18 protein-coding genes are annotated in these 18,586 nt (G+C 64.8%); 4 read left to right on the forward strand and 14 right to left on the reverse strand.

Features of this window, described 5'->3' with window-relative positions; all coding sequences use genetic code 11:
- Window positions 1-11: 11 nt before the first annotated feature.
- The 6 genes from D6B98_RS34660 to D6B98_RS34685 form a co-directional block, all read right to left on the reverse strand.
- On the reverse strand, window positions 12-1,022 hold the full coding sequence (locus tag D6B98_RS34660) for a 4-hydroxythreonine-4-phosphate dehydrogenase PdxA (protein WP_126261482.1): 1,011 nt from the start codon (window positions 1,020-1,022) through the stop codon (window positions 12-14).
- Entirely contained in the window at window positions 1,019-2,557 is a 1,539-nt protein-coding gene (locus D6B98_RS34665; protein ID WP_126261483.1) for a tripartite tricarboxylate transporter permease, read from the reverse strand. The genes D6B98_RS34660 and D6B98_RS34665 overlap by 4 nt, the downstream gene beginning before the upstream one ends.
- Window positions 2,558-2,568: 11 nt before the next feature.
- Window positions 2,569-3,051: a tripartite tricarboxylate transporter TctB family protein gene (locus tag D6B98_RS34670; RefSeq protein ID WP_126261484.1), complete on the reverse strand. Its 483-nt coding sequence runs from the start codon at window positions 3,049-3,051 to the stop codon at window positions 2,569-2,571.
- 207 nt (window positions 3,052-3,258) lie between these two features.
- Entirely contained in the window at window positions 3,259-4,251 is a 993-nt protein-coding gene (locus tag D6B98_RS34675; protein WP_126261485.1) for a Bug family tripartite tricarboxylate transporter substrate binding protein, read from the reverse strand.
- A gap of 64 nt (window positions 4,252-4,315) precedes the next feature.
- On the reverse strand, window positions 4,316-5,569 hold the full coding sequence (locus D6B98_RS34680; protein ID WP_126261486.1) for a CaiB/BaiF CoA transferase family protein: 1,254 nt from the start codon (window positions 5,567-5,569) through the stop codon (window positions 4,316-4,318).
- A 9-nt stretch (window positions 5,570-5,578) separates the two neighbouring features.
- Entirely contained in the window at window positions 5,579-6,373 is a 795-nt protein-coding gene (locus D6B98_RS34685) for an enoyl-CoA hydratase/isomerase family protein (RefSeq protein ID WP_126261487.1), read from the reverse strand.
- A 119-nt stretch (window positions 6,374-6,492) separates the two neighbouring features.
- On the opposite strand from D6B98_RS34685, the gene D6B98_RS34690 reads away from it, so the two are divergent.
- Together D6B98_RS34690 and D6B98_RS34695 are read left to right on the forward strand one after the other, a co-directional pair.
- The gene (locus tag D6B98_RS34690; protein ID WP_126261488.1) at window positions 6,493-7,158 is read left to right on the forward strand and encodes a GntR family transcriptional regulator; all 666 of its coding nucleotides are present in this window, start codon (window positions 6,493-6,495) and stop codon (window positions 7,156-7,158) included.
- Between the two features lie 163 nt (window positions 7,159-7,321).
- The gene (locus D6B98_RS34695) at window positions 7,322-8,317 is read left to right on the forward strand and encodes an MBL fold metallo-hydrolase (RefSeq protein WP_126261489.1); all 996 of its coding nucleotides are present in this window, start codon (window positions 7,322-7,324) and stop codon (window positions 8,315-8,317) included.
- 77 nt (window positions 8,318-8,394) lie between these two features.
- On the opposite strand, the gene D6B98_RS34700 is transcribed toward D6B98_RS34695, so the two are convergent.
- From D6B98_RS34700 to D6B98_RS34720, 5 genes are all read right to left on the reverse strand, one after another.
- A complete protein-coding gene (locus tag D6B98_RS34700) occupies window positions 8,395-9,114 on the reverse strand; it encodes a haloacid dehalogenase type II (RefSeq protein WP_126261490.1) in 720 nt (239 codons plus the stop codon).
- Window positions 9,115-9,279: 165 nt separating this feature from the next.
- Window positions 9,280-10,281 carry a class II fructose-bisphosphatase gene (gene glpX / locus D6B98_RS34705; protein ID WP_126261491.1) on the reverse strand — a complete coding sequence of 334 codons (1,002 nt, stop codon included), beginning with the start codon at window positions 10,279-10,281 and terminating at the stop codon, window positions 9,280-9,282.
- An 86-nt stretch (window positions 10,282-10,367) separates the two neighbouring features.
- Window positions 10,368-11,684: a homoserine dehydrogenase gene (locus tag D6B98_RS34710; RefSeq protein ID WP_126261492.1), complete on the reverse strand. Its 1,317-nt coding sequence runs from the start codon at window positions 11,682-11,684 to the stop codon at window positions 10,368-10,370.
- A gap of 29 nt (window positions 11,685-11,713) precedes the next feature.
- Entirely contained in the window at window positions 11,714-12,934 is a 1,221-nt protein-coding gene (locus D6B98_RS34715; protein ID WP_126261493.1) for an LL-diaminopimelate aminotransferase, read from the reverse strand.
- A gap of 214 nt (window positions 12,935-13,148) precedes the next feature.
- Complete coding sequence (locus D6B98_RS34720; RefSeq protein WP_126261494.1) at window positions 13,149-13,424, reverse strand: hypothetical protein; 276 nt, start codon at window positions 13,422-13,424, stop codon at window positions 13,149-13,151.
- A 252-nt stretch (window positions 13,425-13,676) separates the two neighbouring features.
- Between D6B98_RS34720 and D6B98_RS34725 the strand changes: the two genes are divergently transcribed.
- Together D6B98_RS34725 and D6B98_RS34730 are read left to right on the forward strand one after the other, a co-directional pair.
- Entirely contained in the window at window positions 13,677-15,485 is a 1,809-nt protein-coding gene (locus D6B98_RS34725) for a PHA/PHB synthase family protein (RefSeq protein ID WP_164719064.1), read from the forward strand.
- A 63-nt stretch (window positions 15,486-15,548) separates the two neighbouring features.
- A complete protein-coding gene (locus D6B98_RS34730) occupies window positions 15,549-15,947 on the forward strand; it encodes an MAPEG family protein (RefSeq protein WP_126261495.1) in 399 nt (132 codons plus the stop codon).
- A 130-nt stretch (window positions 15,948-16,077) separates the two neighbouring features.
- Here the strand turns inward: D6B98_RS34730 and argC are convergent, their stop codons facing one another.
- The 3 genes from argC to D6B98_RS34745 all read right to left on the reverse strand — a co-directional run bounded on the left by argC (window position 16,078) and on the right by D6B98_RS34745 (window position 18,480).
- Window positions 16,078-17,061, reverse strand: a complete 984-nt coding sequence (gene argC, locus D6B98_RS34735) for an N-acetyl-gamma-glutamyl-phosphate reductase (RefSeq protein ID WP_126261496.1) — start codon at window positions 17,059-17,061, stop codon at window positions 16,078-16,080.
- A complete protein-coding gene (locus D6B98_RS34740) occupies window positions 17,058-17,723 on the reverse strand; it encodes an FMN-binding negative transcriptional regulator (protein WP_126261497.1) in 666 nt (221 codons plus the stop codon). The genes argC and D6B98_RS34740 overlap by 4 nt, the downstream gene beginning before the upstream one ends.
- Before the next feature lie 226 nt (window positions 17,724-17,949).
- Window positions 17,950-18,480, reverse strand: coding sequence for a DedA family protein (locus D6B98_RS34745; RefSeq protein WP_126261498.1), 531 nt, complete (start codon window positions 18,478-18,480; stop codon window positions 17,950-17,952).
- Between the last annotated feature and the right edge of the window lie 106 nt (window positions 18,481-18,586).

Consider the following 18,586-nt stretch of genomic DNA (forward strand, 5'->3'; position numbering starts at 1 on the left):
GTACCGGTCGCTCATCCAGGACGCTTGCCGGCCGCTGCCATCTCCGCCGCGAGCAGCACCGCGGCGCGGCTGGCGCCGATGGAAGCAATGCCCTGCCCTGCGATGTCGTAGGCGGTCCCGTGCGCGGGCGTGCAGATCGGGAATGGAAAGCCGCCGAGCAAGGTCACGCCGCGATCGAAGCCCATCAGCTTCATCGCGATCTGGCCCTGGTCGTGATACATCGTCAGCACCGCATCGAAGGCGCCGGCCTTGGCGCGCAGAAACACCGTATCGGCCGGGAACGGTCCCTCCGCGGCAATGCCCTCGCGCCGGCCGGCCGCGACCACGGGCGCGATCACGTCGATCTCCTCACGGCCGAAATTGCCGCCGTCGCCGGCATGCGGATTGAGACCGGCGACCGCAATGCGCGGCCGCGCGAAGCCAGCCTTGCGCATGCAGGCATCGGTCAGCTCGAGCGCGCGATGGATGCGCTCGCTGGTCAGCTTTGCGGCCACGTCCTTCAGCGGAATGTGTGAGGTCACCCGCGCGTTCCAGAGCTGATCAAGCACGTTGAATTCGCTGGCAGGCGTCTTGAGGCCGACCACCTCGGCGGAGAACGCGATCTCGTCGTCGTACTCGGCGCGCGCAAGCCGCATCGCCTGCTTGTTGAAGGGGGTGAAGCAGACCGCGTCGACTTGGCCGTCGCGGCCAAGCTCGAGCGCATGCCTGTAATTGGTCAGCGCGAATTTTCCGCCGGCAAGAGTCGCGGTCTTCGGCTCGACCTCTTTGGGATCGAGATGGCCGAGGTCGACGAACAGCGCCTCGCCCGCTGCCGCGCGAAGGTCGGCGCCCTGCTTCACCGTCGTCAGCGCCGGCTTGACGCCGGCAACGCGCGCGCCCTCGTCGAAGATGCGGCGGTCACCGATCACGACGAGCCGGCTTCGGGCGCGGATGTCATCGTGCCCCACCAGCTTGGCCGTCAGCTCGGGGCTGATGCCGGCGGGATCTCCCATGGCCAGCGCAATCAGCGGCTTTGCGGTCATATGATCACCTTCTCCTGGCTTGTCGCATCGGCCGTGGGGGATGAGGGTTTGCGCCAAAGGCGCGCGAGCTGCAGCACGAGCGGCAGCAGCAGGAGCGCGATGCCGGCCACGATCAGGCATGTCACCAGCTTGTTGGCAAAGAAGATGCCGAGGGATCCCTTGGACATCAGCATTGACTGCCGGAACGCGTCCTCGGCCTTGTCGCCGATGACGATGGCGAGCACGAGGGGCGCCAGCGGATAGAACAATTTCTTGAAGAGATAGCCGACGACGCCGAAGCCGAGCATCATGACCACGTCGAGATAGGAGTTCGAGACGGAATAGGCGCCGACGACGCAGATGATCACGATCAGCGGCGCGATCACCACGAAGGGAATCCGCATCAAGGCGGCGAATACCGGAACCGTAAGCAGCACCAGCACGACCGCGACGATGTTGCCGACATACATCGAGGCGATCAGGCCCCAGACAAAGTCCTTCTGATCGACGAACAGCATCGGTCCGGGATTGAGGCCCCAGATCATCAACCCGCCCATCATGACGGCTGCGGTCGCCGAACCGGGGATGCCGAGCGAGAGCATCGGCAGCAGCGCACTGGTGCCGGCGGCATGATCGGCGGTCTCCGGCGAGATGATGCCTTCGACCTCGCCCGTGCCGAAATATCGGCCGCGGCGCGAGAACCGGCGTGCGATGCCATAGCTCATGAACGAGGCCGCGGTCGGGCCGCCCGGAGTAATTCCCATCCAGCAGCCGATCGCGGCGCTGCGCAGCAGCGCCACGCCATGCCGCGGCAGACGGCCGACGGCGCGAAACACCTCGCGCCAGTCGATCCTGGAGGACACCGCGCGGGCATGAAACTCCTCCTCGACCGCGACCAGCAGCTCGCCGATGCCAAACAGGCCCATCACCGCGACGACGAAGCTGACGCCCTTGACGAGCTCGTCGATGCCCATGTTGAGGCGCACGCTGCCGGAGACGGTGTCGATGCCGATCGCGGCGATGGCAAAGCCGATCGCGAGCGCCACGACGGTCTTGATCGGCGCCGCGCCGCCCATGCCGACGAAGCTGGCAAAGGCCAGGAAATAGACCGCAAAATATTCCGCCGGGCCGAAGGCGAGCGCGACCTGCGCCACCCAGGACGCCAGGAACGTGATCAGGACGACACCGATCAGGGCGCCGAACGCCGCCGAGCCGAAGGCGGTCGCGAGCGCCGTGGTCGGCCGGCCGTCCCGCGCCATGGGATAGCCGTCGAAGGTGGTCGCGACCGACGACGGCTCGCCCGGAATATTGAACAGGATCGAGGTCACGGAGCCGCCGAACAGCGCGCCCCAATACATGCTGGAGAGCAGGATGATCGCCGACACCGGCTGCATGCCGAAGGTCAGCGGCAACAGCAGCGACACGCCATTCGGCGCGCCGAGCCCTGGCAACACGCCGACCAGAATGCCGAGCAACACGCCGACGACCATCAGGGCCAGATGCGGCACGGTGATCGCGATGGTGAAGCCGTGCAGGAGCTCTGCGAGATTGTCCATCGGCTTCTCCGTCAGAACCCGAGTGCGGCGGCGAGCGCACCGTGCGGCAGGCTGACCTGGAACATGCGCTCGAACACGACATAGAGCGCCAGCGAGGTTGCCCCCGCCATGGCGAGCGCACGGGGCACGGATTGGTGCCGCGGGATTGCCAGCACCGCGAAGACATAGAGCGCCGAGGCGACGTACATCCCAGCCAGCGGAATCGCGCCAACGAAGATCGCGGCCGGCACGAACAGGCCGGCAAGCCGGCGCAACTCGAGCTGTGTGATCGTGACCGGGACATTGGCCAGGGACGCTACCGGCAGCACGCCCCGCACCAGATTGTAGAGGCTCCCGAGCACGATGATGATGCCGGTCAGGAACGGAAACGTGCCGGCCTCGACGCCCGCGCTCGACCAGCCGATGCCGTTGTCGAGGCTGGAGATGACGACGGTAACGCCGAAACCTCCGGTGAGGACGGCAGTGGCGAGTTCAAGCGCGCGACGTGAGATCATGACGTAGAACCTTCGAAGGCCAAACGGTCCCATGTGACAGCGGGAAGCCTGCCGAACGATCACGGCCTGCATGGTTCGAGACGCCCGCGTTGGCGGGCTCCTCACCATGAGGGTCTGACATTGCGCCGCAAAGCCCGACCTCATCCTGAGGGCCCGCCGCAGGCGGGCGTCTCGAAGGATGGCCGCAGGCGACCTGCCCGCCCCGCCTCACTTGACGAGCCAGCCCTGCTCGCCGGCGACCTGCTTGACGTGCTCGAGATCCACCTTGATGAACTTGTCGAACTCGGCGCCGGTCAGGAAAGTGTCGACCTGGGACGTCTTCTCGATGTAGTCCTTCCACTCGGGCGTTGCCTGCACCTTCTTCATGAGGTCGACATAGAACGCGGCCTGCTCCGGCGTGACCTTGCCGGGCAGCCACACCGTGCGCGGCTGCTCATATTGCTTGATGTCGAGGCCCTGCTCGACGCAGGTCGGAACGTCGCTCCAGCCTTCGGTCGCGGTGACCTTCGGCCCCTGCGGCAACCGCTTCGGGCTGAACACGCAAAGCGGGCGCTGCGTGCCGCCGCGCCATTGCCCGAGGCTCTCGCTGGGATTGTTGACGTGGGAGTCGAGATGTCCGCCGGCAAGCTGCACGGCGGTCTCGGCGCCGCTCTTGAAGGGGATGTAGGTCAGCTTGACCTTGCCAACCTTCTCGATCATGCGCGTCAAGACTTCGTCGGTGTCCTTGGACTGCGCGCCGCCCATCTTGAACTCGCCCGATGCCGCCGCCTTCAGATAATCGCCCGCATTCTTGTAGGGCGAATCCTGCTTGACCCAGAGCAGGAACTCGTCCTGCGCCATCGCCGCGATCGGGGTGAGATCGGTGTAGTTGAAGGCGACCTTGGAGACGAGCGGCTGCTGCCAGGCGTTCGAGGTGCCGAAGATCACCTTGTAGGGATCGCCGGCCGACGCCTTGCCGTAGACGTAGCCTTCGGCGCCGCTGCCGCCGCCCTTGTTGACGACGACGATCGGCTGCTCCGTCAACTTGTGCTTGGTGATGATGTTCTGCACCGCGCGGGCGAGATTGTCGGTGCCGCCGCCCGGCCCGGCAGTCGCCACGAACTCGATCGGCTTTTGCGGTTGCCAGGCACTGAGCGCCGGCATCGTGCCGGCGAGCACGGTCGCGGCCGCGGAGAGCAGAAATGTTGACGTCCGACCCATGATTTCCTCCAGCTGATTTTTGTCTTCGTATTCTTATCTTTGGTCTTGTCGTATCGACGTCCGGTCAGGCGACGCGCTCCTCGCGTCTTGCCGAGCCCAGGACGATTGCGCCTTCCTTTGCGAGCGCTTCGATCTGCATCTGGTCGAACCCGTGCTCGGCCAGCACCTCGCGCGTATGCTCGCCATAGACGGGAGCCCCCGATCGCACCTTGCCCGGGGTCTCCGAGAACTTGACCGGAAGCCCGATCGTCTTCACAGGTCCGAGCGTGGAATGCTCGACCTCGACGACCATTTCGCGCGCCAGAGTCTGGGGATCGCTGAGCGCCTCGAGCATGTCGTGCACGGGTCCGCACGGCACGCCCTTCTCGTCCAGCGCCGCGAGCCAGTGCGCCCGCGATTGGGTGCGGAAGCGCTCGCTCAAGACCGCTTCCAGTTCTCTGAGATTCGCCATGCGGTCGGCGCCGTTGACGAAGCGGGGGTCGGCGGCCAGCTCGCTCGCGCCGAGCGCTTCCAACATCAACAGCCAGTGCTTCTTGTTGGCACCGCCGACCACGAGCCAGCCATCCGAGGCTTCGAACGCCTGATACGGCGCGTTGAGCGGATGGGCCGAGCCCATCGCGCGCGGCGCGGTGCCTGCGGCGAGCGCGATGGTCGACTGCCAATAGGTCTGCACCAGCGCGGCCTCGTAGAGCGAGGTCTCGACCCACTGCCCCTCGCCGGTCTTGAGACGGTGCGCGTAGGCCGCGAGGATGCCCATGCTCGCGAGCAGGCCGGCGGTGATGTCGGACAATGGCGGGCCGCATTTCACCGGCGGACCGTCGGGGCGTTCGCCGGTAAAGCTCATGATGCCGCTCATGGCCTGCGCGACGAGATCGAAACCGCGGCGATGCTTGTAGGGACCGGTGCGGCCAAAGCCCGACAGCGAGCAATAGATCAGCGAGGGATAGTGCTTGTGCAGCTCCTCGTAACCGAAGCCGAGGCGCTCCATCGCGCCGGGCGCAAAGTTCTCCACCAGCACGTCGGCGTCCGCGATCAGCCGCCGCAGCACCTGCTTGCCGCCCTCGGTCTTGAGGTCCAGCACGATGCCGCGCTTGTTGCGGTTCATCATCAGGAAGGAGGCCGCCTCATCGCCGATCTTCGGCGGTACCGAATGACGGGTGTCGTCGCCGTTCGGCGATTTTTCGATCTTGATGACGTCAGCGCCCATGTCGGCGAGCATCAGGGTGCAGGTCGGCCCGGCCATGACATGAGTGAGATCGACGACCTTGAGGCCGGCGAGCGGTCCCGAACGGCGCGAGGTGGATTGCGAGCTTTGCATCGGGGCGTCCTATTGGCCGCGCCATTGCGGCGCGCGCTTGTTGAGGAAAGCATCGAGCCCTTCGCGAAAATCCTGGCTCGTGTAGCACATCAGGATGAGGTCCTCGCCTTCGTCACGCGTCAGCCGCCGCTGCAGGCGAGCGACCGCCTGCTTGGTCGCATTCAGCGTCAGCGGCGCGTGGCCGGCGACGAGCCGGGCGACCTCGCCGGCGCGGCGATCGAGAGCTGGGAGATCCTCGACGATTTCGCCGAGCAGCCCGACACTCGCGGCCTCCGTGGCGTCGACGAGACGCGCGGTGAAGATGATGTCCTTGACGCGCGCGGCGCCGATGAGCGCCGTAAGACGGCTGACATTGGACATCGACAGGCAATTGCCGAGCGTGCGGGCGATCGGAAATCCGATCTTGGTGCTCTTCGTGCCGATGCGCAGGTCGCAGGCTGCGGCAATGCCGGCCCCTCCGCCCGTGCAGAACCCGTTGATCGCGGCGATGGTCGGCACGCGGCACTGCTCCAGCGTGGTCAGCACGCGATCGATCCGGTTCTCGTAGTCGATTGCGTCCTGCGGTGTCCTGAATTCGCGGAACTGGTTGATGTCGGTACCCGAGGCGAAGGCCTTGTCGCCGGCTCCGCGCAGCACCAGCACCTTGATGGTCTGGTCGAGGTTGGCCTGCTCGCAGATCGCGGCGAGCCGTTCGTACATCGCGAAGGTGAAGGCGTTGCGAGCCTGCGGGCGGTTGAAGGTGATCCGCCCGATGCCGTCGTTGCATTCAAAAACGAGGTCGTCCGTCGCCGCCGCCAAGTCCATTTCCTCATGTCCTCTTGTTTTTTGCATTTTTGAATGCAAAATTAGCCATTAGCAAGCCGGAACTTCGATATTTCGATCAAATTCTGCGGTTTTGCATTCAAATTGGAGCGCCGGTCCCCATGCTTCACGAGGATGTCGTCAGCCGTATCCGCGCGATCCTGCTCGACGGCGAAATTCCGCCGGGCGCCCGGATTCCCGAGCGCGAGCTGTGCGAGCGGCTCGGGATCTCGCGCACACCGCTGCGCGAAGCGCTCAAGGTGCTCGCCGCCGAGGGACTCGTGCAGCTCCTGCCGCATCGCGGCTCGCGCGCAGCAAAACTGACCGACAACGACATGCGCGATCTGTTCGAGGTCTGCCAGGGCCTGGAGGCCCTCGCCGGCGAGCTCGCCTGCGAGCGCATCACGGACGCCGAGATTGACGCGATCGCCGCCGCGCATGCAGCCATGGTGGAGCATTATCGCGACGGCGACCTGATCCAGTACTACCGCGGCAACCGCGCCATTCACGAAGCCATCGTCACCGCAGCCGGAAACCCCGTGCTCGCGGGGCTCTACACATCGGTGACAGCACGCATCCGCCGCGCGCGTTACGTCACGCCGATGACGCCGCAGCGCTGGGCCCTCGCGGTGAAGGAGCACGAGGCGATCCTGAACGCGCTGCAGAGGCGCGACGGGGCCGGCCTCTCGCATATTCTGCGCGCGCACTTGCGCCACAAGCGCGAAGAGGTGCTGCAGGCGGGCTTTGCCGAGACGGAAGGCAACGATCTCACGCTGAGAATTGCGTGACGTGCAATTCCGCGGACGGATGCATCGGCGAACCAATTCTACTTGCTAGCTTGTCGTAACCGGCGCAGCATGGCTTCTGCCGACCTCCGGCCGCGTGGCCGCTGAGGCCGGTCGCAACGCGCGAACAATCGCGCAAAGCAAAAGACAAAAGCGGAGCAAACGCATGACAATCGATGTCTCACGTCGATCCCTACTCGCACTTGGAGCTAGCCTTGGAGCCAGCCTTGGGGCCGGCCTTGGTGCCACCGCGATGCTCGGCAGCAGCGCGTTGGCGCGAGCTCCCAAGCTCGGCACCCAGACGCCGTACTGGCACCGCTTCGTTCTCGGCGATGCCGAGGTGACCGTCGTGTCCGACGGACCGCTGCCGCTCGGCGATCCCTCCGGGACCTTCACCGGCGTTCCCAAGGAAGAGGTCAAGAAGATGCTGGCGGACAGTTTCCTGTCGCCGGACAATGTCGTGCTCGAACAGAACTCGCCGATCGTGAACACCGGCGACAAGCTCGTCCTGTTCGACACCGGCATGGGTTCATCGAAAATGTTCGGCGCCAGCACGGGCCGGCAGCAGAAGAGCATGATGGAAGCCGGCATCAAGCCGGAGGACATCGATGCGGTGGTCTGCTCGCATGCCCATATCGATCACATCGGCGGCATCGTGGATGCCAACGACAAGCCGCTATTCCCGAACGCGCAGATCTATATCTCCCAGAGCGATTTCGACTTCTGGACCGACGAAGGCAAGCTCGGCAGTCCGGCCAAGGACTTCGTCGTTCACGCCCGCAAGAACCTGCTGCCGGTTCGCGAGCGGATCAAGTTCTTCAAGGACGGCGAGGAATTCCTGCCCGGCGTGCAGGCGATCGCGGCGCCCGGCCACACCGTCGGCCACACCATCTTCATGGTCAGCTCGGCCGGCAAATCCTTTGCCTTCCTCGGCGACCTCTCGCACCATTCCGTGCTGCTGCTGGAACGGCCGCGCATGGAGTTCTCCTACGACACCGACCCCAAGCAGGCCGCGGAATCGCGGGTGAAGTTGCTCACGATGCTCGCGGCGAACAAGACGCCGGTGATGTCCTATCACTTCGCCTGGCCGGGCTACGGTCATGTCGCCAAGGCCGGCGAGGGATTCCACTATTATCCCGAACCGATGAAGATGACGCTGTAAGCCGGCAAAATCACATCCGGGCGGCGCGAGCCGCCCGCATGATGGGCCGCCCGCGCATATTCATCCGAGGACGCCGGCTAACACCCCAGCCTGTCGGCGATTCCGCCAAAGTCCCCGGCGACGATGTCCCAATCGCCGGTCGCCTCGAAATCAACCTTCTGAAGCGGACCATACTCCGTCGGCCGTGCCACGAACGCGGTCTTCAATCCGTTCTTCTGCGCGGCCGCGAGATCGCCGTTGTGGGCGGCGACCATCATCACCTCGTCCGGCTTGAGGCAAAGCAGCTTTGCTGCGCCGAGATAGGTCTCGGGATCGGGCTTGTAATGCTCGAACAGCTCGGCCGACATGATGAGATCCCACGGCAGGCCGGCGAACTTCGCCATGTTGGTGAGCAGCGCGACGTTGCCGTTCGAGAGCGGCGCGATCACGAATTTTGATTTCAGCCGCGTCAGGCCGACGACGCTGTCCGGCCAGGGATGGAGGCGGTGCCAGCCCTTGGTGAGGTAGTCGAGATCGGCCTCGGTGAGGCCCTTGATCGCGAACTGCGCGACCAGCTTCTCCAGCGAGCGGCGGTGCAGATCATCGAGCATGACGTAGCCGCGCTCGGGGTGTTTGCGCACGTCATCCATCGAGGCCATGTACATGCCGCGCCAGCCGTCGACCAAGGCAGTCCAGTCGGCGCTGATGCCGCGCTGCCTGCTCCACCACATAAAGTCGGTGATCAGGCTGGTGCGCCAGTCCACAACCGTGCCGAACACGTCGAACACGAGGGCTCTGACGGCGGAGAGATCGGACATGGGCGCTTCCCCTGTTGTTCTTGTTGTCATTCCGGGGCGATGCGCAGCATCGAGCCCGGAATCCATTTCGCGTCGGAGTCTGCCGCCCGATGGATTCCGGGCTCTCCGGGCCGCGCTTTGCGCGGTCCCGTCGCCCCGGAATGACGGCAGTCGTTGTCGCGTCGCTCAGTCCAAATGGAACTTGGCCAGCTCGCGATGCTCGGCCTTGATGTAGCGCACGGTGCCGGTGACGGAGCGCATCACCACCGTCTCGGTCTCGATCACGCCGTCCTTGCGGAACTTGACGCCCGAGAGCAGCGAGCCCGTGGTGACGCCGGTGGCGGCGAACAGGCAGTCGCCGCGCGCCATGTCCTCGATGCCGTAGATCATCTTGGGATCGTTGACGCCCATCTTGGCGGCACGCTCGCGCTTCTCGTCGGAATCGAGGATCAGGCGGCACTGCATCTGGCCGCCGATGCAACGCAGCGCCACGGCGGCGAGCACGCCTTCCGGCGCGCCGCCCGTGCCGAGATACATGTCGACGCCGGTATTGTCAGGATCGGCGCAGTGGATCACGCCGGCGACGTCGCCGTCGGTAATCAGACGCACGGCGGCGCCGGTGGAGCGCACGCTCTCGATGATGCTGGCGTGGCGCGGACGGTCGAGCACGAGAACGGTAATCCCCTCCGGCTTGACGCCCTTGGCCTTGGCGAGGCGGCGGACGTTGTCGGCCGGGCTCGCATCGAGCTCGACGACGCCCTTGTCGTAGCCGGGACCGATCGCGAGCTTCTGCATGTAGACGTCGGGAGCGTGCAGCAGCGTACCGCCGTCGGCCATCGCCATGGTGGCGATCGAGCCCGGCATGTTCTTGGCGCACAGCGTGGTGCCCTCGAGCGGATCGACCGCGATGTCGACCTCGGGACCGGCCTTGAGGCCGACCTGCTCCCCGATATAGAGCATCGGCGCCTCGTCGCGCTCGCCCTCGCCGATCACGACGGTGCCCTGGATCGGCAGCTTGTTGAGCTCGCGCCGCATGGCGTCGACCGCGGCCTGGTCGGCCGCCTTCTCGTTGCCGTGGCCGCGCAGGCGCGCCGACGACACTGCCGCCCGCTCCGTCACCCGCACGATCTCCAGCGTCAGGATGCGCTCGAGCAAGGCTTGCGGCGGGACTGAAATATGGGTCGACATCGGCTAACTCCTTCAAACCGGTTCTGGACAGAAGTTCTCTGCCCACATCAATTCGCAACGCCCACGATTCGTTCGAACGAACCGCCTCAGTTCTTCTCGATCCGGATCACCTGCGGCCGTCCGCTGATCACCTTGTCCTTCTGCACGGCAGCGAGGGCGCGGCGCACGGCATCCTCGTGCGTCGCGTAGGTGATCAGGATGACGGGCACGGGGACCGCCTTGCCGTCCGCGGGCGCAGCGCCGCCATTGGGATGTCGCTGCACGATCGACTCGATCGAAATCTTCTGCTCGGCAAGCCGCGTCGCGATCGCAGCCGCGGTGCCGGGGAAATCGCGCGCCAGAAGACGAATGTAATAGCCGCCCTCGTGGCGCTCCATCGGCGCCTTCTTGGTGTCGCGCAATTGCGCAATGGGCCGGCCGAACGGATTGGCGCGGATGCCGCGCGCGACGTCGGCGATGTCGGCGACCACTGCGGATGCGGTCGCGGCGCCGCCGGCGCCCGGGCCGACCAGCGTGATCGGCGGAATGCCCTCGCCGTCGATCGTGACCGCATTGGTGACACCCATCACCTGCGCGATCGAGGAGGATTTCGGCACCATGGTCGGATGCACGCGCTGCTCGATGCCCTTGGCGGTGCGCACCGCAACGCCGAGCAGCTTGACGCGGTAGCCGAGATCGGACGCCGCGCGCAGATCTTCCGGCGCGATGGATGAGATGCCTTCGACATACACCGCGCTTTGAGCAACTTTCGTGCCGAAAGCGAGGCTGGCGAGAATCGCGAGTTTTTGCGCGGTATCGTGACCATCCACATCGAATGACGGGTTGGCCTCGGCATAACCGAGCCGCTGCGCGTCCTTGAGGCATTCGGCAAAGGACAGCCCCTCCTGCTCCATCCGGGTCAGGATGTAATTGCAGGTGCCGTTGAGGATGCCGTAGACGCGGTTGATGCCGGTTCCGGAAAGCCCCTCGCGCAACGTCTTGATGACGGGGATCGCGGCGCCGACGGCTGCCTCGAAATTCAGCGCACCGCCGTGCTTTTCGGCTGATTTGGCCAGTTTGAGGCCGTGCTTGGCCAGCAGCGCCTTGTTGGCGGTGACGACCGACTTGCCGGCGTTGAGTGCGGCCTCCACCGCCGACAGCGCGGGATCGCCGGCGCCGCCCATCAGCTCGACGAAGCAATCGATGCCGGGATGGGTGGCCAGCGCCATCGGATCCCTGGCCCATTCGACGCCACGCAGATCGACGCCGCGCTTCTTCGCCTTCGAGCGCGCGGTGACGGCGACGACGCGGATGCCGCGGCCGCTGCGGCCCGCGAGCACGCGCGCCTGCGTTTCGATCAAACGGACCACTTCGGCGCCCACGGTGCCGAGCCCCGCTATGCCCACTTTCAGGGGTGCAACCATGATGTCTTAGAAAACCTGCCGAAGAGAACTCAACGCCGATTGGCGAGCGGAACGACGTTGTGCAACGTTTCGATGCCGCTTTCAAGGAAGCGTCGCACGCCGCGCGCGGCCTGCCTGATCCGTTGCTCGTTTTCCACCATGGCGATGCGGACATATCCTTCACCATGCTCGCCGAAGCCGACGCCGGGCGAGACAGCGACGCCGGATTTCTCCACCATCAGGGTAGCGAACTGCATGCTGCCGACGCTGCGGAAAGCCTCCGGCAGCGGCACCCAGGCAAACATCGAGGCCTCCGGCGGCGGGATCTCCCAGCCGGCACGGCCGAACGATTCCACCAGCGCATCGCGGCGCTTGCGATAGGTGTCGCGCATCTCCTTGATACAATCATCCGGACCGTTCAGCGCCGCGGTCGCCGCGACCTGGACCGGTGTGAACGCACCGTAATCGAGATAGGATTTGACGCGGGCGAGCGCGGCGATCACGCGCTCATTGCCGACCGCAAAGCCCATGCGCCAGCCGGCCATCGAATAGGTTTTCGACATCGAGGTGAACTCGACGGCGACGTCCATCGCGCCCGGCACCTGGAGCACCGAGGGCGGCGGGTTGCTCTCGTCGAAATAGACCTCGGCATAGGCGAGATCGGACAGGATCAGGATCTCGTGCTTCTTCGCGAATGCGACGAGGTCCTTGTAGAAATCGAGGCTCGCGACATAGGCGGTCGGGTTCGACGGATAGCAGACCACGAGCGCGAGCGGCTTCGGGATCGAATGGACGATCGCCCGTTCGGCCGCCTCGAAGAATTGCGGCGTCGGCTCGGAGGGCACCGAGCGGATCACGCCGCCCGCCATCAAGAAGCCGAAGGCGTGAATCGGATAGCTCGGGTTCGGACAGAGGATGACGTCACCGGGCGCGGTGATCGCCTGCGCCACGTTGGCAAAGCCCTCCTTCGAGCCGAGCGTCGCCACGATCTGGGTGTCAGGGTTGAGCTTCACGCCGAAGCGGCGGGCGTAGTAGCCGGCCTGGGCGCGGCGCAGTCCGGGGATGCCGCGGGAGGCCGAGTAGCGGTCGGTGCGCGGTTTGCCCAGCGTCTCCTTCAGCTTCTCCAGCACATGCGCCGGGGCCGGCAGATCCGGGTTGCCCATGCCGAGGTCGATGATGTCGGCGCCGGCATTCCGCGCGGCCGCCTTGGCCCGGTTGACCTGCTCGAACACGTAAGGCGGAAGGCGGCGGATGCGGTAAAATTCTTCCATGGCTCTCTGGGCTCCGGGCAACCGGTCAGGACAGAATCGACAGGGCAGGACGGCGATTCGGAAAGGGTTCGGCCTCGTCGCGAAAATTACTCAAAATCAAATACTTAGAGCAATCATCGACGACGAGGACTGAAGTCCTTCGTCCTGACCGTCGGCTGAACCGGGGTCTTTTAGCACGGCAAGGCGGTGGCGCCAGCGATTCCCTTGCCGCGCCTCACTTCGCATCCTTGCCGGCAACGGCCTGGCGATCGCGCGCGGCGGCGAGCTCGGCCTCGATCTTGGCGCGCTGTTCCGGCGGGATGATTGCTTGATCGCGATCGGGAGGCAGGTCGTGCACCGGCAGATAGCTCCCGGGCTCCCTCGGATGCGCCTGCGCGTCCGTCGGCGCCATATCCGCGAACTGACTCGAACAGCCGCCCAGCGCAAATGCCACGCTCAGCAGCGCGCCACCGATCAGCAGCGACCTCTGTAGGACCCTCAACGCCAACACTTGGGAAATCCCCTACTCGTCCCAATGCAAGCTGCCGCACACTAACCCGACAACCTGCCCAAGCTCAAACCATTGCTGCCCACAAATGGAACGAGCGAGAAAACATCAAAGGCCCACGACCGGAGGGTTGCACCGCGATTGTGACAAAACCAAGAAACTTTGTCGCAGTGCAGCACATCTTGGAGCGTGTTTAACGTCAAACATGCGAGCTTCGCGGTGACGAATACGGAATGACCCGTTACTGTTCTGCCCATGAGTATGGCCACCACCGATACGCCCAAACCCGAGACCAAGTTCGATCCGGAAGCCTTCGCGATGAATGTCGCGCGGGCGATGGAGAGCGGCGGCAAGGCGCTTGCGGCCTACCTCAAGCCGCGCGAGAGCGGCGAGGTGCAGGATCGCCCGCCGGCCGAGCTGGCCGAGGTCGTCAAGACCTTCACCTCGGTTGCGGAATATTGGTTGTCGGATTCGTCCCGCTCGTCCGATCTGCAGACCAAGCTCGCCAAGGATTATCTCGACCTCTGGGGCTCGGCGGTGCGCCGCATGGCCGGCCAGGACGCCCCTCCGGCAATCGCGCCCTCGCCGCGCGACAAGCGCTTTGCCGATCCGGAATGGAAATCGAACCAGTTCTTCGATTTCGTCATGCAGCTCTATCTGCTCACGACCAAATGGGCGCAGGAGCTGGTGCGCGATGCCGAAGGGCTCGATCCGCCGACCCGCCGCAAGGCGGAGTTCTACGTCCAGCAGGTCATCAACGCATTGTCGCCGTCCAACTTCGTGCTGACCAATCCGGAGGTGCTGCGCGAGACGGTGGCGAGCAGCGGCGAGAACCTTGCGCGCGGCTTGAAGATGCTGGCCGAGGACATCGCGGCCGGCAAGGGCATGCTGAAGATCCGCCAGTCCGATCCGGACAACCTCGTCGTCGGCGTCAACATGGCAACGACGCCGGGCAAGGTGATCTATCAGAATGAGATGATGCAGCTGATCCAATATTCGCCGACCACGGAGACGGTGCTGCGCACCCCGCTCCTGATCGTGCCGCCATGGATCAACAAGTTCTACATCCTCGATCTCAAGCCGGACAAATCCTACATCAAGTGGTGCGTCGACCAGGGCATCACCGTGTTCGTGATCTCATGGGTCAATCCCGACAAGCGGCTCGGCAACAAGAGCTGGGAAGACTACATGAAGCAAGGCCCGCTCCGGGCGATGGACGTGATCGAGAAGGTCACCGGCGAGATGAAGGTGCACACCGCCGGCTATTGCGTCGGCGGCACCATGCTCGCGACCACGCTGGCCTGGCTCGCCGAGAAGCGCCGCCAGCGCGTCTCGTCGGCGACGTTCTTCGCGGCGCAGGTCGACTTCACCCATGCCGGCGACCTCCTGGTGTTCGTCGACGAGGACCAGATCGCCTCGCTCGAGCAGGACATGAAGGCGGCCGGCGTGCTCGAAGGCTCGAAGATGGCGATGGCCTTCAACATGCTGCGCTCCAACGACCTGATCTGGTCCTATGTCGTCAGCAACTATCTGAAAGGCCAGCAGCCCAGCGCGTTCGACCTGTTGCACTGGAATTCCGACGCGACCCGCATGACCGCGTCGAACCATTCCTACTATCTGCGCAATTGTTATCTGGAGAACCGGCTCTCCACCGGCACGATGGTGCTCGACAACACGCTGCTCGATCTCTCCAAGGTCAAGGTGCCCGTCTACAATCTCGCCACCCGCGAGGATCATATCGCGCCGGCGGAATCGGTGCTGTACGGCTCGCAATTCTTCGGCGGTCCGGTGAAATATGTGCTGTCGGGCTCCGGCCATATCGCAGGCGTGGTCAACCCGCCGGCCTCGAACAAGTATCAGTACTGGACCAACGACAACATCAAGGATGTCAACGTCGCCGAGTGGATGAAGGGCGCCGTCGAGCACAAGGGCTCGTGGTGGCCCGACTGGCGGCAATGGCTGGGCGAGCTCGATCCCGAGCAGGTTCCCGCGCGCATACCGGGGAGCGAAGCATTCCCGCCGATCGAGGACGCGCCCGGCAGCTATGTCAGGGTGCGCGCATAGCGGAATCGCCTGCGCTTTCGTATAGACTGGCGCTCACCATAGCGACGACAGAGGGACCGGACCATGACGCGCGAATTGTTCTGGCTGACACTGACGGTGATTCTGACCGGGATCCTTTGGATTCCCTACATAGTCAATCGGTGTCAGGTCCGCGGCCTCAGCGGTGCGATGGCCAACCCGTCGCGCAACGACAAGCCGCAGGCGGACTGGGCGAACCGGCTGATGTTCGCGCATGACAACGCGGTCGAGAACCTGGTGATCTTCGCGCCGCTGGTGCTGATCCTGAACGCGATCGACTATTCCACGAAATGGACCGTGCTCGCCTGCGCCGTCTATTTCTGGTCGCGCGTCGCACATCTGATCGTCTATGCGATCGGCATCCCAGTGTTCCGCACGCTCGCCTTCACCGTCGGCTTCCTCGCCCAGGCCGTGCTGGCGCTGGCGATCTTCAGGGTGTTTTGATGTCGTGTCCCGGACGCGCGAAGCGCGAGCCGGGACCTAGATGGCTGCAATCAAGACAGCAACAATGGGCCCCGGCTCTGCAGCGCATCACTGAAGAAGTGCTGCGCTGCGTCCGGGGTACGAGACAGCCTTACTCCTCCGGAAGGCCCAGCATCAGCCGCATGTTCTGCACGGCTGCGCCGGATGCGCCCTTGCCGAGATTGTCGAGCCGGGCGACCAAGACCGCCTGATGATATTTGTCGCTGGCGAAGACATAGAGTTCGAGCATGTTGGTCTCGTTGAGCGCCTCCGGCTCCAGCCGGCCGCCCCTGCTCGCCTCGTTCTGCAGCGGCATCACCTTGACGTATTTCGAGCCGGCGTAACGCTTGGCGAGCGCGGCTTGCAGGTCAGCTCCGCCAGGCTTGCCGGGCAGCGTGTCGAGCTGCAGCGGCACCGAGACCAGCATCCCCTGGCGGTAGTTGCCGACCGACGGGATGAAGATCGGCCGCCGCGTCAGGTTGGAATAGAGCTGCATCTCGGGCAGATGCTTGTGCTCGAAGCCGAGGCCGTAGAGCTCGAAGGCCGGCGCGCTGCCGTCCTCGAAGCTTGCGATCATCGACTTGCCGCCGCCTGAATAGCCGCTCACCGCGTTGACGGTGACCGGATAATCCTGCGGCAGCAGACCGGCATCGACGATCGGCCGCAGCAGCGCGATCGCGCCGGTCGGATAGCAGCCGGGATTGGAGACCTTGCTGGCGGCCTTGATCTTGCCGGCCTGGTCCGGCGCCAGTTCCGGAAAGCCGTAGGCCCAGTCGGGCGCGACCCGGTAGGCGGTGGAGGCGTCCAGCACCTTCGGCGCATGAGCTCCCATGCTGTCGACCAGGGCGACCGTCTCCTTGGCGGCATCATCAGGCAGGCAGAGGATGACGAGGTCCACCTCCTCCATCAGCGCCTTCTTGGCCGCGGGGTCCTTACGCTTGTCGTCGGGAAGCGCCTTCACCACGACATCGTTCTGAAGCTTCAGCCGCTCATTGATGCCGAGCCCGGTGGTGCCGGAGCCGCCGTCGACGAAGACGGTGGCGGGCTTGTTGGCCGCACTGGCGGTCGGAGCTTTGGTGGTGTCAGCGAGACTCATGGCGCGCTCCCTTCGAGCATGTTCGTGTCGTCTGCAAAAACCTGCGGCCTTGCCTGCCGCATCAAATCCGAGATCTGCCTGGCGTCGGCATCGCCGGCACTGAGCGCATTGGCAATCGCCGCATAATCGGCGTCCGATTTGTGCTGGTTGAGCTTGAAGCTGCCTTCGACCTCTTCAACATTCATCACCAGACCCACGATCGCCTTCTTCATCGTCTCCAGGCGGCCCGCCGTCATCTTGCCCGACGTCCACGGCTTCTTCGGCAGCAGCCAGCTCTCGAACTTGTCGCTGAGCGTGTCGATCTGCACCGACAATTCGTCGTCCGCCAGAAGGCGCACCGGCCCGCTCAGATGCACCGACTGGTAGAGCCAGGTCGGCACCTGATCCGGCGAGACGTACCAATCCGGCGATACATAGGCATCGGGGCCGTTGACCGCGAGCAGCCAGGACGCATCACTGCCCGCCAGCTTTAGCAGCGGATTGTGACGGGCGACATGAAAGGCGGCCTGCGGCGTGCCGTCGGCGGCGTAAGTCAGATAGAAGGGCAACGGTGAGGCGATCGGCTTGCTGCCGTCGAAGGCACACATGGTGCCGAAGCCGCGCGCTTCGGCGAATTTCAGGCTTGCGGCGCGGTCCTGCTTGAAAAAGGGTGGCGTGTACATCGTGGTCTCCTGCTGGGCCTCCTCGAGGGAGCCGCCGGATCAGATCGCGCTGACAGGAGAGAGAATGCCGCGGATCGGATCCAGCGGCAAAGACGATGATCTCAAACGCGATCGACCGCCCAAACCGCTAAAGAGCGGCGGCGGCGACGGGCGAACAGGATGGTCGCGGCGTTGATCATGGCGCGCGGCTATAAGGCCAGATCGGGTTCCGGTCAAGGTGCCGGCGTCAGATGACGCGCCAGATCCATTCCATGAGCTTGGCGAGCACGTCGCCGAACAGCAGGAGCACGGCGGACCAGATCAGGGCCGAGACGAAATTGGCGGCCTGGAAGCTCCAATAAGGCATCTCGAAGATGCCGGCCGCAAGCGGCACGGAGGCGCGCAAGGGGCCGAAGAAGCGGCCGATGAAGATGCTGGGGATGCCCCAGCTGCGCACGAAGGCCTCGCCTCTGGGCAGAAGGCCCGGATAGCGCGAGAGCGGCCACATCTCGGCGACCTTTTCCTTGTAGCGATAGCCGAACCAGTAAGAGACCCAATCGCCCAGCGCCGCGCCGAGGCCGCCGGCGATCCAGACCGGGTAGAAGCTGATGCCGCTCGCCCCGATCAGCGCACCGATCGCGACCAGCGCGCCCCAGGCCGGGACCACCAGCGAGATGAAGGCAAGCGATTCCCCGAAGGCGAGCAGAAACACGATCGGTGCCGCCCAGGCCTGGTGAACGCGCACGAAATCGGCCAGGGCGTGCGCAAATTGCTCCATCAAAAATAGCCTTCCCGCCCCGTCTCAAGGTGCTGCTCGATGAAAAGGACTGGTAAGCCAAGGACTTGTGTGACATCAAGTCACAAAACCCGACATGACGCTAGGC

The sequence above is a fragment of the Bradyrhizobium sp. LVM 105 genome, from assembly GCF_003957705.1.
Lineage (GTDB): Bacteria > Pseudomonadota > Alphaproteobacteria > Rhizobiales > Xanthobacteraceae > Bradyrhizobium > Bradyrhizobium frederickii.

What these genes read in the sequence shown, in the direction of transcription:
- D6B98_RS34660 (WP_126261482.1), bottom strand. Translation starts at nt 1,022, where the DNA reads ATGACCGCAAAGCCGCTGATTGCGCTGGCCATGGGAGATCCCGCCGGC.
- D6B98_RS34665 (WP_126261483.1), bottom strand. Translation starts at nt 2,557, where the DNA reads ATGGACAATCTCGCAGAGCTCCTGCACGGCTTCACCATCGCGATCACC.
- D6B98_RS34670 (WP_126261484.1), bottom strand. Translation starts at nt 3,051, where the DNA reads ATGATCTCACGTCGCGCGCTTGAACTCGCCACTGCCGTCCTCACCGGA.
- D6B98_RS34675 (WP_126261485.1), bottom strand. Translation starts at nt 4,251, where the DNA reads ATGGGTCGGACGTCAACATTTCTGCTCTCCGCGGCCGCGACCGTGCTC.
- D6B98_RS34680 (WP_126261486.1), bottom strand. Translation starts at nt 5,569, where the DNA reads ATGCAAAGCTCGCAATCCACCTCGCGCCGTTCGGGACCGCTCGCCGGC.
- D6B98_RS34685 (WP_126261487.1), bottom strand. Translation starts at nt 6,373, where the DNA reads ATGGACTTGGCGGCGGCGACGGACGACCTCGTTTTTGAATGCAACGAC.
- D6B98_RS34690 (WP_126261488.1), top strand. Translation starts at nt 6,493, where the DNA reads ATGCTTCACGAGGATGTCGTCAGCCGTATCCGCGCGATCCTGCTCGAC.
- D6B98_RS34695 (WP_126261489.1), top strand. Translation starts at nt 7,322, where the DNA reads ATGACAATCGATGTCTCACGTCGATCCCTACTCGCACTTGGAGCTAGC.
- D6B98_RS34700 (WP_126261490.1), bottom strand. Translation starts at nt 9,114, where the DNA reads ATGTCCGATCTCTCCGCCGTCAGAGCCCTCGTGTTCGACGTGTTCGGC.
- glpX (WP_126261491.1), bottom strand. Translation starts at nt 10,281, where the DNA reads ATGTCGACCCATATTTCAGTCCCGCCGCAAGCCTTGCTCGAGCGCATC.
- D6B98_RS34710 (WP_126261492.1), bottom strand. Translation starts at nt 11,684, where the DNA reads ATGGTTGCACCCCTGAAAGTGGGCATAGCGGGGCTCGGCACCGTGGGC.
- D6B98_RS34715 (WP_126261493.1), bottom strand. Translation starts at nt 12,934, where the DNA reads ATGGAAGAATTTTACCGCATCCGCCGCCTTCCGCCTTACGTGTTCGAG.
- D6B98_RS34725 (WP_164719064.1), top strand. Translation starts at nt 13,677, where the DNA reads ATGAGTATGGCCACCACCGATACGCCCAAACCCGAGACCAAGTTCGAT.
- D6B98_RS34730 (WP_126261495.1), top strand. Translation starts at nt 15,549, where the DNA reads ATGACGCGCGAATTGTTCTGGCTGACACTGACGGTGATTCTGACCGGG.
- argC (WP_126261496.1), bottom strand. Translation starts at nt 17,061, where the DNA reads ATGAGTCTCGCTGACACCACCAAAGCTCCGACCGCCAGTGCGGCCAAC.
- D6B98_RS34740 (WP_126261497.1), bottom strand. Translation starts at nt 17,723, where the DNA reads ATGTACACGCCACCCTTTTTCAAGCAGGACCGCGCCGCAAGCCTGAAA.
- D6B98_RS34745 (WP_126261498.1), bottom strand. Translation starts at nt 18,480, where the DNA reads ATGGAGCAATTTGCGCACGCCCTGGCCGATTTCGTGCGCGTTCACCAG.